The sequence below is a fragment of the Bacillus alveayuensis genome (assembly GCA_030812955.1).
Lineage (GTDB): Bacteria > Bacillota > Bacilli > Bacillales > Aeribacillaceae > Bacillus_CB > Bacillus_CB alveayuensis.
Window position 1 is genome coordinate 41,521 of record JAUSTR010000014.1, and the last position, 14,267, is coordinate 55,787.

General features: G+C 36.3%; 13 protein-coding genes and 1 pseudogene. 6 read left to right on the forward strand and 8 right to left on the reverse strand.

Features of this window, described 5'->3' with window-relative positions; translation table 11 throughout:
- Positions 1-39 precede the first annotated feature (39 nt).
- On the forward strand, positions 40-630 hold the full coding sequence (locus tag J2S06_RS12195; protein WP_419152492.1) for a DUF6944 family repetitive protein: 591 nt from the start codon (positions 40-42) through the stop codon (positions 628-630).
- A gap of 32 nt (positions 631-662) precedes the next feature.
- Here J2S06_RS12195 and J2S06_RS12200 read toward each other — a convergent pair whose 3' ends face one another.
- The gene (locus J2S06_RS12200) at positions 663-992 is read right to left on the reverse strand and encodes a CHY zinc finger protein (protein WP_419152493.1); all 330 of its coding nucleotides are present in this window, start codon (positions 990-992) and stop codon (positions 663-665) included.
- A 136-nt stretch (positions 993-1,128) separates the two neighbouring features.
- Between J2S06_RS12200 and J2S06_RS12205 the strand changes: the two genes are divergently transcribed.
- Together J2S06_RS12205 and J2S06_RS12210 are read left to right on the forward strand one after the other, a co-directional pair.
- Positions 1,129-1,821: a hypothetical protein gene (locus tag J2S06_RS12205; protein WP_419152494.1), complete on the forward strand. Its 693-nt coding sequence runs from the start codon at positions 1,129-1,131 to the stop codon at positions 1,819-1,821.
- Positions 1,822-2,676: 855 nt separating this feature from the next.
- Positions 2,677-3,501 (forward strand): EcsC family protein, encoded by an 825-nt coding sequence (locus J2S06_RS12210; RefSeq protein WP_419152495.1) that lies wholly within the window; start codon positions 2,677-2,679, stop codon positions 3,499-3,501.
- Between the two features lie 298 nt (positions 3,502-3,799).
- Here the strand turns inward: J2S06_RS12210 and J2S06_RS12215 are convergent, their stop codons facing one another.
- The 7 genes and pseudogenes from J2S06_RS12215 to J2S06_RS12245 form a co-directional block, all read right to left on the reverse strand.
- Positions 3,800-4,438 (reverse strand): response regulator transcription factor, encoded by a 639-nt coding sequence (locus tag J2S06_RS12215; protein ID WP_419152496.1) that lies wholly within the window; start codon positions 4,436-4,438, stop codon positions 3,800-3,802.
- The gene (locus J2S06_RS12220; RefSeq protein ID WP_044893127.1) at positions 4,431-5,468 is read right to left on the reverse strand and encodes a sensor histidine kinase; all 1,038 of its coding nucleotides are present in this window, start codon (positions 5,466-5,468) and stop codon (positions 4,431-4,433) included. Before J2S06_RS12220 ends, J2S06_RS12215 begins: the two co-directional genes overlap by 8 nt.
- The gene (liaF, locus tag J2S06_RS12225) at positions 5,465-6,190 is read right to left on the reverse strand and encodes a cell wall-active antibiotics response protein LiaF (protein WP_419152497.1); all 726 of its coding nucleotides are present in this window, start codon (positions 6,188-6,190) and stop codon (positions 5,465-5,467) included. Before liaF ends, J2S06_RS12220 begins: the two co-directional genes overlap by 4 nt.
- Before the next feature lie 217 nt (positions 6,191-6,407).
- On the reverse strand, positions 6,408-7,052 hold the full coding sequence (locus J2S06_RS12230; protein ID WP_419152498.1) for a PspA/IM30 family protein: 645 nt from the start codon (positions 7,050-7,052) through the stop codon (positions 6,408-6,410).
- Between the two features lie 15 nt (positions 7,053-7,067).
- A complete protein-coding gene (locus J2S06_RS12235; protein ID WP_419152499.1) occupies positions 7,068-7,412 on the reverse strand; it encodes a lmo0954 family membrane protein in 345 nt (114 codons plus the stop codon).
- Between the two features lie 348 nt (positions 7,413-7,760).
- Positions 7,761-8,817 (reverse strand): annotated as a pseudogene (locus tag J2S06_RS12240) (DEAD/DEAH box helicase); the annotation flags it as partial.
- A 27-nt stretch (positions 8,818-8,844) separates the two neighbouring features.
- Positions 8,845-9,615 carry an alpha/beta fold hydrolase gene (locus tag J2S06_RS12245; RefSeq protein WP_419152500.1) on the reverse strand — a complete coding sequence of 257 codons (771 nt, stop codon included), beginning with the start codon at positions 9,613-9,615 and terminating at the stop codon, positions 8,845-8,847.
- 215 nt (positions 9,616-9,830) lie between these two features.
- Between J2S06_RS12245 and J2S06_RS12250 the strand changes: the two genes are divergently transcribed.
- From J2S06_RS12250 to J2S06_RS12260, 3 genes are read left to right on the forward strand one after another with little or no spacing between them, the layout of a single operon-like run.
- On the forward strand, positions 9,831-10,586 hold the full coding sequence (locus tag J2S06_RS12250; protein ID WP_419152501.1) for a DeoR/GlpR family DNA-binding transcription regulator: 756 nt from the start codon (positions 9,831-9,833) through the stop codon (positions 10,584-10,586).
- Positions 10,583-11,512 (forward strand): 1-phosphofructokinase, encoded by a 930-nt coding sequence (pfkB, locus tag J2S06_RS12255; protein WP_419152502.1) that lies wholly within the window; start codon positions 10,583-10,585, stop codon positions 11,510-11,512. The genes J2S06_RS12250 and pfkB overlap by 4 nt, the downstream gene beginning before the upstream one ends.
- Positions 11,509-13,380: a PTS fructose transporter subunit IIABC gene (locus tag J2S06_RS12260; protein WP_419152503.1), complete on the forward strand. Its 1,872-nt coding sequence runs from the start codon at positions 11,509-11,511 to the stop codon at positions 13,378-13,380. The genes pfkB and J2S06_RS12260 overlap by 4 nt, the downstream gene beginning before the upstream one ends.
- Positions 13,381-14,267 lie beyond the last annotated feature (887 nt).

Below are 14,267 nucleotides of genomic sequence, written 5' to 3' on the forward strand. Positions count from 1 at the left end.
TATAATTAGGTAAGAACTTGATGATAGGTGGCGCTTCAAATGGATAATCTATCTAGAGAAATCCTTGGTTCATGGATTCAAGCAATAGGAACTGTTATCGCGGCTATTGGAAGTACGCCATCTAATGTGATAAGTAGTGATTTGCTATACGATCTAGATATATGGGGAAATGTTTTACAAGCAACAGGAAATGCTCTGCAGGCAGACGATCAAGGCAAAATATCCCCCCTTGTGAGAATCGGGAATGAAGTTCAATCAATCGGGAATGTTACGGTAGTTGCCGGGCTTGTGATTGACTTTGAACAAGAAACTGGACAAAAACTAATCATTACTGGTAACTGGATACAAGCTTTAGGTGCACTAGTCATAGTAGGAGACGAATTAGAGAACGAAACAACAGCAGATCAGTCAATTAATATTATAGGAAACTTATTACAAGCAATAGGAAATTCGTTGCAAGCTCTTAGCGGGGTGTATGAGTTGGAACAAGTTCGTAACAAGTATAAGGATTTTAAGAACCTTGAAAAGCATATAAATAGTGAATCTTTAAAAGTAAGTGGCAGCTGGATACAAGCAGTTGGCTCTGTCATTTCCTTAATTGGACAAATAATCGTGGAAGAAAAGAAATAAACTAATATTTAGGGGCCTGTCCCCATCAAGGGTCAGACCCCAAAATAATAATGCCGATGTCTTCCACAGCCTGGATTAAATGGTACATGGCATTCAGGGCATTGGTAATGACAGTTTAAGTATTCCTCAATCGTTAGTTCTGTGCCACAGTTTCCGCAAAGAATGGCTTTTTCATCAAATAATTCATTAGGCCATACTTGGTGGTTTCCGCAGCCTTCTTCTTCGTGACATTCATAGCATGGGTAATACGTTTTACAGCAGTAAAATTTGATGGCAATAACATCAACATCTTTATGGTAATGCTTGCAGCGCGTTTTTTCATCGATAAGTTTTCCTTTTACTTCGATTCCGTGAATGATCAACAACTACCGCTCCTTTCTCCAGCAGCATTTTGCACTCCACATCATTTAATTCTCTACTATTTGAAAAAAACCTTTTATTTACATCTTACACTTGTCATAATGATAATGAATCTATTAGTAAAGGAGAAGGAAATTGATGCCATCCATTCGTAAAGCCCTAGACGAATTTTTATCTGAACAAAAAGAACGTTTGTCTGAAAAAACTTATAAAGGATACGAATCTGTTATTGAATTATTTACAATCTTTCTAAATGGATATGGACACACCTCCTTAGATAGAGATGAACATGAAAAGCTATTTCAAGCAATGGAAAAAGGGATCGAGTTTACCGATATATTTGGTGTTGAAAAAATAACTTATCCTGTTATTCATGAATTTTTAGGATATTTTTTAATTAAAAAAGCGATGGTTAGTGAATCCTTCTTAAAAACTAACGGAACGGTCATGAAAAAATTAGTGAAATGGCTGTACGATCAACAATATATTTCAAAAGAAGAATACGAAGAGCAAATGGAAATTGTGAATGAATTAAAAGACGATCTCCCTCTAGTTGAGAGAGTTGGAAGATTAATATTTGAACTACATAAATTCTCAAATATTGCAGAAGAAAATTTTGAAGAGTATGAAGAGGATTACTTTACTATCACAAGGGTGGAAAACGGAAAGCTTTGGCTACAAGGTGATCTAGATTTTGACTCAGAAATCGGTCCAGTCATCGTTACTGAAGAAATTAGCTCTTTATGTAAAACGGGATGGGAAGTGTATTTATCACTCGGCCTGAAAAACGGAAAATGGTACATCCTTGAATCTGGAAATGTTTATCCTTAATTTTTACTAAATCAAAAAATTCATTTGTACCATATTAATAAAATTTTTTATATAGTCGTATTTTACAATGAACTCCATAAAAGAGCCCTTACATAATTTATTTTTCAAATAATAAATGGAGGGAATACAATGGCTAGTATAATGCCACTTTTATATTATTCCAGTACTATTTATCATTTGGTTTTTAATTAAATATCTTCAAACTCAAAATGAAAGAAATATGATACTTAAAGAGATCTCTCGGAAACTTGATATAATATTACGAACGAAAAAGAAGTGTAGTACTTGCAAAAAATACTGACACAGTGGTTATTGATTATGAGTACGCCTTAATATAAATAGTTCTCTTATAAAAGCACCAACAACTCCTGAAAGAAAAATAATTGTAAAAACATTTACTAATCTAATAAACGGGTATGGTGACAGAACAGCTTGAATGGCAGAGGTAACAATCATGATGCCAAATATTATAGACAAAATAATTAAGTATTTGGGGGAACTTTTTTTCACATCAATCACTTCCGATTATAAAAAATATTCATCAAAAATATTGTAACACTAATTAGTGGCTAATGTTGGACATTTCAAAAATACATAGAAACAATTGGTAAAATAGATTCAAATACCTAACATAGTATAAATAAAAAACCAGACTAAAATTGTTTGGTTAAAGCTTAAATAGCAAGTTTAATGATTCCACCAATTAATAGCAGTATAGAACCTCCTAACAGAGCTACTTTAGTAAAATAATTGGATTCTAATTAACATTGGGAACCCCCCTTTGTTAAAATGACTTTCTAATATTTTTTCATGCATAAATTCTTTCAATTGAATTCACAAATAGAGGTGACGACTTTGACATCTGAAGAAACCCGTGAGCAATTATTACTACATCTTGAGGAAATTCAAAAATGGGAAAAAGACCAAAAAGGGCTCTGGTTTTGGGAACGCTTTAGTCGCCTTCCCTTTAAAATTCTTGACCGGTTGACTCCCCAATTTATTCATCAAAAAATTGGCCAAGCGTTAGATGAAATCGGAAGCTATATACAAACAGGCGGGAAATATTTGATTAATGAAAAAAGCATTATCAAACGATTTGAGAAAAAGCTGAAACAGGAAAATCTCGAATTCTCCATAATTTCTAATCAACCTATTGCTTTAATGGACGAGGTGAGTGATGAGATTATTTCGTCAAGAGCGAAAATCGCAATGACTCAAGGAGCGACAACAGGAATTGGTGGACTTTTCACTTTAACGATTGATATTCCACTCATACTCGGTATTTCCTTAAAAACACTTCAAGAAATTGCCATGAGTTATGGCTATGATCCAAATGAAAAAAAGGAGCGAGTTTTTATCATAAAATGTCTTCAATTTGCCTTATCTGATATTGTTGGAAAACGAGCCATTTTAGAAGAGCTTTCTGCTTATGATTACCCAGAAGGGAACCTTAATAAACAAACGATCTCTCAAGTTCAAGGTTGGCTTGAAGTGATGGCTAGCTGCCGCGATAACTTCGGCTGGAAAAAATTATTGCAAATGATTCCGATTGCAGGCATTTTATTTGGCTCATTTGTCAACAAGTCAATGATTGAAGACATTGGCGAAGCTGGCAAGATGCTCTATAAAAAACGGAGAATTATGGAGCGATTAATGAAAGGTGAATCCCTTAGTTCATAAGAGCTGAGGGATTGCTTTTGTAAATGTTGAATGTATCCTTTAAGGAGCTTAGTATAATTTTATTCGTCTGAAAAGACTTACTGTCCATACAAATTATTCGATGTTTAATTGGTGGGACTAACAGACTAATATCCAACTGATTATCAGTTATCTGGTTTAGTATCTAAATAAGTCTAGCGGTCACTGTGAATCATTAAATCCTACTGAACAACTTAATGTTCAACCTATACAAAAGTTAAACAATTGTGTCATTATTTCTTATTTGTCTTCAAAAAACACATAACCCCACCTATCCTTTCTAGGTGGGATCCACTAAATGATGTTTAAATGCATAAATAACTGCTTGCGTTCTGTCTTGGACTTCTAATTTACTGAGTATGTTGCTGACGTGTGTTTTGACTGTTTTTAAGGCGATAAATAGTTCGTCGGCAATTTCTTGATTGGTTTTTCCTTGGGCCATTAATAGCAAGATTTCCATTTCACGCTTCGTTAATTCTTCGTGTGGCAGACGGTTGGAAGGGCGACGCATTTTGGCCATGACTTTATCGGTTACTTCTGGTTCGAGAACGGTTTGACCGTGGTATGTTTTTCGAATGGCGTCTGCGATTTCACTTGCCTTTGAAGTTTTCAACAAATAACTTGTCGCTCCGGCTTCAAGAGCTGGGTATACTTTTTCATCATCTAAAAAACTCGTGACGATAATGATTTTAGCATCAGGCCATTGTTTGATAATTTGTTTCGTTGCTTCGATTCCGTCTATTTCTTTCATAACTAAATCCATTAAAATGATGTCTGGGCGAAGCTTGATGGCCATTTCAACCGCTTCTTTTCCATCCTCAGCTTCTGCAATTACTTCAATATCTGGTTGAGTGGATAAATATGATGACACACCGATTCGCACCATTTCGTGGTCATCAACAAACAATACTTTAATCATCGTCTCCCTCCATAATCGGAATTTTCACTTCGAGTCGCGTCCCTTTTCCTGGAAGACTGACAACTTGAAGATTTCCACCGATCTCTAGTGCTCTTTCACGCATCGTTTGAAGTCCGTATGAGGTTGTTTTCACTTCTTCCACATTAAAACCGATGCCATCATCTACGACACGTAAAATGGCAAATTGATCGCGAACGATAAACAACACTTCTAATGTAGAGGCCTTAGAATGGCGAAGGGTATTCGAAACCGCTTCTTGTAAAATACGAAACAAGTGATCTTCTATTCCCTTTTCTAAAGTACACGATTCAACTTTCCACTTTACTTCCATTGGCACTTTTTGTTTTAATTCAGCAAGTAGCTCGATCATCCCTTTCTTTAAGCTCTTTCCTTTTAATGGGACTGGTCGTAAATGAAGGAGCAATGCTCGCATTTCAAGCTGTGATTGATGAACCATTTGTTCAATCATTTTTAATTGCTTTTGTAATGCAGGGGAAGAAGTTTCCTCTGATTCATTAATCGCTGAAATTAACATGGATGCGGCAAACAGCTGTTGGCTTACAGAATCATGCAACTCTCTTGCCAATCGGCTTCGTTCTTTTGACACGAGCTCCTGCATTTGCTTTTCCTGTTCTTCTGCATTTTGATTAGCTAGCTTTTGAGCAAGCTTTGTTTGCTCTTGAAACTGTTCCTGCCATTTCTGGATTTTATATAAAATTTCTTCTACTTCGGCAATATGCTTTTCTTCACTCTCTTTTTTCGGTGAGCTGGCTCGAAGTTGTGTTAACGACCGGTTAATTGTTGAAAATTGCTTTTTCCAATACCAGCCGAAAAAAAGCCCCATGGATATTCCTATGATGATCAGAATAAATAAAAGGGCTAAAATAAAGGGAATTCCGTAAGCTTTCACTGTCCACCATTCTGACCATTCCTCAAGTGGATACGAAATAAGATATAAACCGATGACACCAATCACCATCGCCAATGCACAAAGGAAACCGAATAAGAGGTGACGCCCTATAACATTCATACCCGCTTCACCTCTATATGGCCAGCAAACATGGACGATACGATTTTTAATTTCTGTTCAGCTTTTGCATAATCTGCTGTTTGATAAACGATGGATTCATTTAATACACGTTCATTGACTTGGTCGAAAATTTCATAGGTTCCAACCACCATCGAGGAGTGCACCGACACTTCCATATCATATGGCACAAGCACTTGGACATTTCCGAAAAAGTGCCTTACAAAAACGAGTGCCTCTCCCTTTGGAAAAACTGTTTGACTTAAATCGATGATAACCTCGCCAACAAACCCTTGGACGTTGACATCTTCCCATTCATAAATCGCTTGCGGTGTGCTTTGACGACCGATCAATTTATTTTGAAAATAAGGCTTTTTTCGTAAAATCGTTGATGAGGTTTCTTCACTTTTTTTCATTTCTTCGACTTTTATATTGGATTGAGTTTTCTTTGACTTAACGTATTGGATAAAAAAATAAATGATAACGGAAAAAACAATCCAGCGAAATGCCAATGTGTGAAAAATGGCAATGACGGCATTGACTAAGCTCACCCAAAAAACAATTTTGCCAATGAACTTATGATAATATTTTTTTCCGATGTATATGAATAAAGCTGAAAAGAACAGAAAGTAAAGCATGCCACCATCTAAAAAAATAATTTCAAATAGTAATAGGCCGACTGTGATGAAAAAAATCCATGACCAACCGTCGTATTTGTTGAACAATGACATCTCCTCCTTTCTGCTCTTTCTTCTTAGGTGTATCGATACGAATAAGGTGCAGATACGATCTGCAATCTTTGTTATTTTACCCGATTCAAGTAATCTGCTAACTTTCCTCATCGGACTCGTACTCGAAAGTCAAGCCTTTTCATTTAGTCTGAAAAATTTATCTGTACACGAAGGCGTAGAAGATTCTACGCCTTTAGCATACCATGATTTGTTATTCGTTTGAAATTGTTTCTTTTGTCTTTAACTCTTTTTCGAGTTGAGCGATTTTGGCATCAATCGTCGTTTCAAAGTAGCGTGATTTTACTTTTCGCTCTAGTTCTTCAAGATAACGCTCCATTTCAGTAAAGCGTGAGAATGCTTTTTCTGTATATTTGTTATCTTCAAGTACTTTGTTCATGCGGTAATGAGCACGCGCTGTGTTTTCTCTTCCCATGAGTTCTAATTTTTTTACGTGCATATCTTTTAGCTTATGCTTCATTTGCTCATATTTTTGCTCAAGCTGCTCGAGTTCTTTTTCGGCTTGTTCTTTTAATTGCAAGATACGCTCTGCTCTTTCTTCGTACTGATGTTGTTCCGTTAAAGCAAATTCGTATAATTCTTGTGCTCCCGCTTCTTTCGCAACAGCTGCTTGATGCTTTCGTTTGTCCGCCATCTTTACTGATTCTTCGTATTCTTTTTCATATTGATGTTTCAACGTGTGATGACGCTCCACAAGCTTCTTAACTTTTTCTACTTCTTGTTCACATTGGCGTAAATAATGATTTAACATCGCCATTGGATTTTTTTGTTCCTTTTGGTCGAGTAAATCGTGTAAATCTGCTTCAACTACTTGCTTTAAGCGTGAAAATAAGCCCATTTCAAATTACCCCTTTCAATTCGTTTTTTGTAGCTTTTGCCATTCGCGTTCAAAGTTCGTAAAAGGATCGTCTACTTCGGGAGACTCTTTTTCCTTCTTCCAGTTTTTATAGATATAGTACAACCCAACTAAAGCCACTAGCCCGACGAATGCTGGGACGTTTGACAGTGTTGCAATGAGCGCAATAACTGCAATGATCCCAAGCAATACTTTCACAAACGTTTTGTCAGCCTTCATAAATTCCTTGAAAGCGTAGTAGAAAATGACGGACGAAATGATAAGCCCAATCATCGGTCCAAGATGAGCTAAAAAGATACAGGCTAAAATAATCCCGACTGTCAATAACACGATTTTTTTCATTTTGGCGTTTCCTCCTTTCTTGTCTTCATCTTACCTTTTCTTCAAAAATGCTATAACGAGCCTGAGCTTTATTTTAGACTAAGACTTGAGGCGTAGTTTTTTGAATATAAATCATCATTGAATACTAGCATAAGCTTATAGTTAGATATATTAAAATTAACCAAATATGAAAGGGAAATACCGGTAAATAAGGTGTCCATATCGGACTTAATAGGGAATCTGGTTAAAAAAAATTGAATTTCTACCCTTGGACAAAACTTATAATTTGGTTCAAGGGTTTTCTTGTGGAAATAGTATGATTGATACCTACTTAAAATCATCTAGCAATGCTATTTACGACCACAAAACGATTTTTTCGAGTATTTCTTTTTGTGAAATCGGATCTAAATCCACGTATGATCCTGCTGGTAAATCAGCAAATTCATGTGTAACAGCGACTCGTAAGGAATCTGTATCAAACGCCTTCTGATTGATCTGACCGGAAATAGCGAGTGGATCGACAAATGATTTTTGATAATTTCCGATAAAGTCTAAAATGGTTACAAACTCTTTTCCTACTATTTTTCGAATCCCTCGTCCTAATTGTTGAATAAATACGGTGGATGATTCTGTAGGTCTTAAAAATAAGATAAGGTTCTCTTTCGGAATATCAATACCTTCGTTAAAAATATTCACTGTAAATATTATTTGTAACGGGTCATGCTCATCCTCTAGACGGCGAATCATTTCTTCACGTTCAGCAACACTATGTTCACCTGTTAAATACGTCGCATTGAACCCCCGTTTATTAAATTCTTCGCTCATATATTTTGCATGCTCAAAAACCTAGAGCGGTCATTCGATCTCCGTCGTAGCCATATGTGTTAATCATCTCAATTATAAAGTCTGTCCGCTCATTCGTTTTTAATGCCTGAACAAGAATGTCTTCTTGGAAGAAGCCATTTTTCATCGGGATTTGACTATAATCTACCGTATGGTCAGATACACCAAAATAATGAAAGGGTGCTAATAAATCGGCGTTCAAAGCATCTCGTAAGCGAATTTCATACACAATATTATGATCACAAAGCTCTAATACATCACGACCATCCATTCGTTCAGGGGTTGCAGTCAATCCAAGCAAATACTTTGGTTCAAAATAATCAAGCACTTTTCGGTAAGGAGGAGCTTCTGCATGATGGAATTCATCGACCACAATATAATCAAATTCCTCACGTGAAAACTTATATAAGGTTTCTTCTTTATGAAGAGATTGCACAGTACTGAAAATATACGGCTTTTCAGTTTGTTTAACGCTCCTAGTAATTTTTCCATACAACTCGTTTTTCGGAATAACCTGTTAAAACGTTTCAATCGCATTATCCAACAATTCTTCACGATGTGCGATAAAAAGGAGTCTATTCGGTTAAAATTCTTTTACATCAAATTTAACTTATTTATTTTTGTCAACAAACTGATGAATAATCGCATTTAATTCCTCCCCTTTTAATGTTGGAACTTGGTGCTTAACATTCGATACATAAACAACCTCAACATTTTTTACGTACTTTTGAAAAGCGTATTGGTAAGAGTGGACATAGTAATCCTTTTGTCCATAGACAAGGAGAAGTGGCGCTTCTATTTGTTGAAGTCGATTTGTCGCTACGTAATCAAGCCCTATTTGGTACATGTGAGAAACCATTTTTTTGTCTGATTTATTGATGTAGCATTCTAGCTCTTGATAAAAAGCTTTCGATTTAGCATGGGCTCTACTTATAGCCTTAGCAACAAGAGGAAGGCCGCCAAACCGTATTGTTAAAATGCCTAATAAAAATTCGGTGCGAAGTAAAAAAGTATTGACCTCTGAAAATCCTCCGATTAATATTACTCCTTTAACATAATCAGGATATTTGATTGCAAACTCTTGTGCAATACAACCACCATTTGAATACCCACAGATAAAGACTTCTTTTAATTTCAATTCTTTTAAAAGGAAATAAAGATCATCAGATAATGTGGATATACTCATGTATTCATGATGATGTGTGCTCTGTCCATTTCCGCGTAGATCATACATTAACAACTTGAAATGTTTTGATAATGGCTTTTGATATTTGAATGTTAAAAGTCCCATACTTGTTGGATGAATAAAAACAATCGGGGTTCCACTTCCATACAACTCATAATACAGTTTGATGTTATTTGGTAAGGTAACAAAAGGCATGAAAAAGGCATCCTTCCTAATTTGATTTTCCATCATAAAAAACTTAGAGCTCCATTCATATTTCCTGTATATTTTTCGTTTAATGACTAATTTCATTCACGTGGTTGTTTTTGATTATTTTTGAATGAATATGATTAAAAATGATTGATTTTTGCTGATGTTTATTTTAGAATGAAATCAACGAGAAGGCGTTTTCATGAAAGGAGTAAAGAACTATGTTAACAGAAGAACGACATCAAATGATTTTGGACTTATTAAAAGAAAAAGAAATCGTCAAAATTCAAGAATTAGTTGAAGCAACAAATGCTTCCGAATCAACAATACGCCGTGACCTAACGCAGCTGGAAAAAGCGAAATTTTTAAAGCGTGTTCACGGTGGTGCCACAAAATTAAAAGGAAAACTATCTGAACCTGATGTGAAAGAAAAATCTTTAAAAAACATCGAAGCAAAAAAAGCCATTGCAAAATTTGCAGCAGAAATGATTGAAGATGAAGATTGCATCTACATTGATGCAGGAACAACCACCTTACAGCTAATTGATTATTTACCAAATGATAAAGAAATTGTTGTTGTAACAAATGGTTTAACACATATTGAACCATTATTAACGAGAGGAATTAAAACGTATTTGCTAGGAGGATATGTGAAACCGAGAACGGGAGCACTTATTGGAAGAGGGGCCATGTCATCCATTGAACAATACCGATTTGATAAGTGCTTTTTAGGAGTCAATGGCATCCATAAAGAACTTGGATTCACAACACCTGACCCTGATGAAGCATTCATCAAAAGTAAAGCTTTGCAACTGTCTCGAGAAGGATTTGTTCTCGCAGATGAATCGAAATTTAATGAAATATCTTTTTCCAAAATTGCAAATATACAGGAAGCAACGATTATTACAAATCAATCGGATCAAGACGTCATCGCAGAATATGCAGCAATAACAGATATGAAGGTTGTGGGAACATGATTTACACCGTTACATTGAATCCATCGGTTGACTATATTGTGGAAGCCGTACCATTTCAATTAGGACAACTAAATCGTATGAAAAATGAGGCCAAATTCCCAGGTGGAAAAGGGATCAATGTTTCAAGAGTGTTAAACCGTCTTCAAGTTGAGACGTGTGCTCTTGGTTTTATTGGTGGATTTACAGGTCAGTATGTTGAGACGTTTTTAAAAAATGAAGGGATTCAAACGAATTTTGTCAACGTCAAGGGCGATACAAGAATTAATATTAAATTAAAAACGGGTGTGGAAACAGAAATTAATGGATTAGGTCCAGCGATTTCTGATGAAGAAGTTGAACAACTATTACAAAAAATCAACAATTTAACTCCAAACGATATGCTAGTCATCGCTGGCAGTGTACCAAAAAGTTTACCGAAAAGTTTATATGAACAAATCGCTTCTACATGTAGGGAAAAAGAAGTGAAGTTTGTTGTAGATGTATCAGGAGATTTGATTCATTCCATTCTTCCATATCATCCATTTTTAATAAAGCCGAACCATCATGAGCTTGGCGAGTGGTTCAACTGTACGATTGAGTCTATGGAAGAAGCCTCTTACTATGGCAAAAAGCTAGTGGCAAAGGGAGCGGAAAATGTCATTGTATCAATGGCAGATCAAGGAGCATTGTTCATAAACAAAAAGATGACATTATATGCTTCTGCACCAAAAGGAAAGGTATTAAACTCTGTTGGAGCGGGTGATTCCGTTGTCGCAGGGTTTATCGCTAAATATATACAAACATATGACGTTCAAAAAGCATTTCAGTTTGGGATTGCTTCCGGTAGTGCAACAGCCTTTTCACTTGAATTATGTCAAAAACAAGAAGTGGAAGCGCTACTTCCAGAAGTAAATATTCAAGTGTTTGATCGAGGAGGGAAATTATGAGAATTATAGAATTATTGACAACAGAAACGATACATTTACATGTTAGAGCGAAGTCCAAAAATGAAGTCATTGATGAGTTAGTGTATGTTTTAGATCAAGCAGGTAAACTGCAAGATCGAAGGGCATTTAAAGAGGCGATATTAGCCCGCGAACAACAAAGTACAACAGGTATTGGCGAGGGAATCGCTATTCCACATGCGAAAACAAATGCTGTCAAAGCGCCGGCGATCGCCTTTGGCCGCTCTATGGAAGGAATTGATTATGAATCTTTAGATCAAAATCCTGCACATCTATTTTTCATGATTGCAGCAACTGAAGGTGCAAACAATACTCACCTTCAAGCGTTATCAAGACTGTCTACCATATTATTAAAAGAAGAAGTTCGCAAAATGCTTTTAGAAGCTAAAACAAAAGAAGAGATTTTACAAATTATTGATCACTATGATCAAGATGAAACAAATACGACAACAGATAATACGAATGAACATCATGATCTCATTTTAGCCGTAACAGCATGTCCAACAGGTATTGCACATACGTATATGGCAGCAGATTCCTTAAGAGAAAAAGCAAAAGAAATGGGGATTCAAATAAAAGTTGAAACGAATGGATCAGATGGTGCCAAAAATGTTTTAACAGAAGAAGATATTAAACGAGCAAAAGCCATTATTGTCGCTGCTGATAAACAAGTAGATATGGCTCGTTTCAAGGGTAAGCATGTCATTGAAGTACCAGTTTCTGATGGAATTCGCAAACCGAAAGAGCTCCTGGAACGTGCCCTAAAACAAGATGCTCCAATTTATCATGGGGATGCGACTATCACTCATTCAGACGAAAATAGCAGTAAACAACGAAAAGGTATTTACAAGCATTTAATGAATGGTGTTTCGAACATGCTTCCGTTCGTTGTTGGGGGCGGTATTCTAATTGCCATATCCTTTATGTTTGGCATTAAGGCGTTTGATCCGAATGATCCTTCCCATCATGAATTAGCAGAAGCCCTTATGACCATTGGTGGTGGAAATGCCTTTGGATTAATGATTCCAGTATTAGCTGGTTTTATTGCCATGAGCATTGCCGACCGTCCAGGATTTGCACCAGGTATGGTTGGTGGATTTATGGCAGCACAAGGTCAAGCTGGATTTTTAGGTGGACTAATTGCTGGATTTTTAGCTGGTTATATTGTAATCGCTTTAAAGAAATTGTTCGCCTCTCTCCCTGAACAATTGGAAGGCATTAAACCTGTATTGTTATATCCGTTATTTGGAATTGGTATTACAGGTTTGATCATGTACTTTTTCATCATAGACCCAGTAAGTTTATTAAATGAAGGCTTAAAAAACTGGTTAAATGGTCTTGGCACAGGAAACTTAGTGCTTCTTGGCATCATTCTTGGCGGCATGATGGCTGTTGATATGGGAGGACCAGTTAATAAAGCAGCATTTACCTTTGGAATTGCGATGATTGATGCTGGGAATTATTTGCCTCACGCAGCGGTCATGGCTGGTGGAATGGTCCCACCATTAGGTATTGCGATTGCGACATTCTTATTCAAAAATCGCTTTACAGAACGTGAGCGTGAAGCAGGTGTTACAAATATTTTCTTAGGAGCTTCCTTTATTACGGAAGGGGCAATTCCATTTGCTGCAGCTGACCCAATTCGCGTCATACCTTCCATTATCGTTGGTTCGGCGACAGCTGGAGCTTTAAGTATGCTATTTCATATCGGATTACGTGCTCCACACGGCGGCGCTTTTGTTATCGCCTTTGTAGAAGGGAATCCATGGCTATATGCATTAGCTATTTTAATCGGCTCCGTGGTAACCGCTATTCTTCTAGGAATCTTAAAGAAACCAATTCAATCATAAGGCTAGACAATCGTCTAGCTTTTTTCTTTTGATAAGAAAACAAAAGAGAGCAAACTGAAAGGGACCGAAAAGGTGATCAGACATTTAAAAGGAAAAACGATGTTGTTATTCCCAAATACGGACTTTCTTGTGCAGTTAATGAACTAACCACTTTTTCAATTTAATCTTTAACTTTCTTATAACTTACGACAAAAGGTGTAATGAAAAAGCCAAGAGTTGCTATGCCCAACCCTACAACTAAAGTAGCGGAAACATGATTAAACGGAGATAAAAAGAAATAAAAAATGAATAAGTATAACACTAGTGTTGATTATCCATTATTTTACTTAAACATACAGAATCGTATGGCTGAACACATGCTTTTCTGCCACATCCCTCGAACAAGAACGCAAACGGGCAAATGAATTTGGCCGCAGGAGCGTTTATTGTTCGAGAAGGGCATGCGTATAGCATGCCCAGTCGGCAAGCGACTCGCTTGCCGACTCTGGCAGAAAAGCTAGAAATAGAGTCATCTCCCATTTTTTTATAGCCCATTAGGTACCAAATCTAGCAATCAATCCATATCAATTAAAAAATCGCGTATATAACCTTTGACGATTTTCTAACACTTCCAATTTTAAATAAAGATTCATCACCACATTTTGTGATTTAACCCAAAAAATAAGGAAAACACTCACGAATTCCTGGCAATAATGTTAGCGTGACTTAACATAACAGGAGGTTCTAAAGTGTTTTCCGTATCACTAGATTTGCCAGAATTTGAAGTTGTTAAACAAGTGTTTCTTGAAGATCGCAATTTGTTACATGTTGAGAAAAATACTACAGAAGAACGCTGTTCTTACTGCGGTTTTTTTTCTAGTCATGTCCATGACTGGCGGACAAGAAAG

What these genes read in the sequence shown, in the direction of transcription:
- J2S06_RS12195 (WP_419152492.1), top strand. Translation starts at nt 40, where the DNA reads ATGGATAATCTATCTAGAGAAATCCTTGGTTCATGGATTCAAGCAATA.
- J2S06_RS12205 (WP_419152494.1), top strand. Translation starts at nt 1,129, where the DNA reads ATGCCATCCATTCGTAAAGCCCTAGACGAATTTTTATCTGAACAAAAA.
- J2S06_RS12215 (WP_419152496.1), bottom strand. Translation starts at nt 4,438, where the DNA reads ATGATTAAAGTATTGTTTGTTGATGACCACGAAATGGTGCGAATCGGT.
- J2S06_RS12220 (WP_044893127.1), bottom strand. Translation starts at nt 5,468, where the DNA reads ATGAATGTTATAGGGCGTCACCTCTTATTCGGTTTCCTTTGTGCATTG.
- J2S06_RS12230 (WP_419152498.1), bottom strand. Translation starts at nt 7,052, where the DNA reads ATGGGCTTATTTTCACGCTTAAAGCAAGTAGTTGAAGCAGATTTACAC.
- J2S06_RS12235 (WP_419152499.1), bottom strand. Translation starts at nt 7,412, where the DNA reads ATGAAAAAAATCGTGTTATTGACAGTCGGGATTATTTTAGCCTGTATC.
- J2S06_RS12245 (WP_419152500.1), bottom strand. Translation starts at nt 9,615, where the DNA reads ATGCCTTTTGTTACCTTACCAAATAACATCAAACTGTATTATGAGTTG.
- J2S06_RS12250 (WP_419152501.1), top strand. Translation starts at nt 9,831, where the DNA reads ATGTTAACAGAAGAACGACATCAAATGATTTTGGACTTATTAAAAGAA.
- pfkB (WP_419152502.1), top strand. Translation starts at nt 10,583, where the DNA reads ATGATTTACACCGTTACATTGAATCCATCGGTTGACTATATTGTGGAA.
- J2S06_RS12260 (WP_419152503.1), top strand. Translation starts at nt 11,509, where the DNA reads ATGAGAATTATAGAATTATTGACAACAGAAACGATACATTTACATGTT.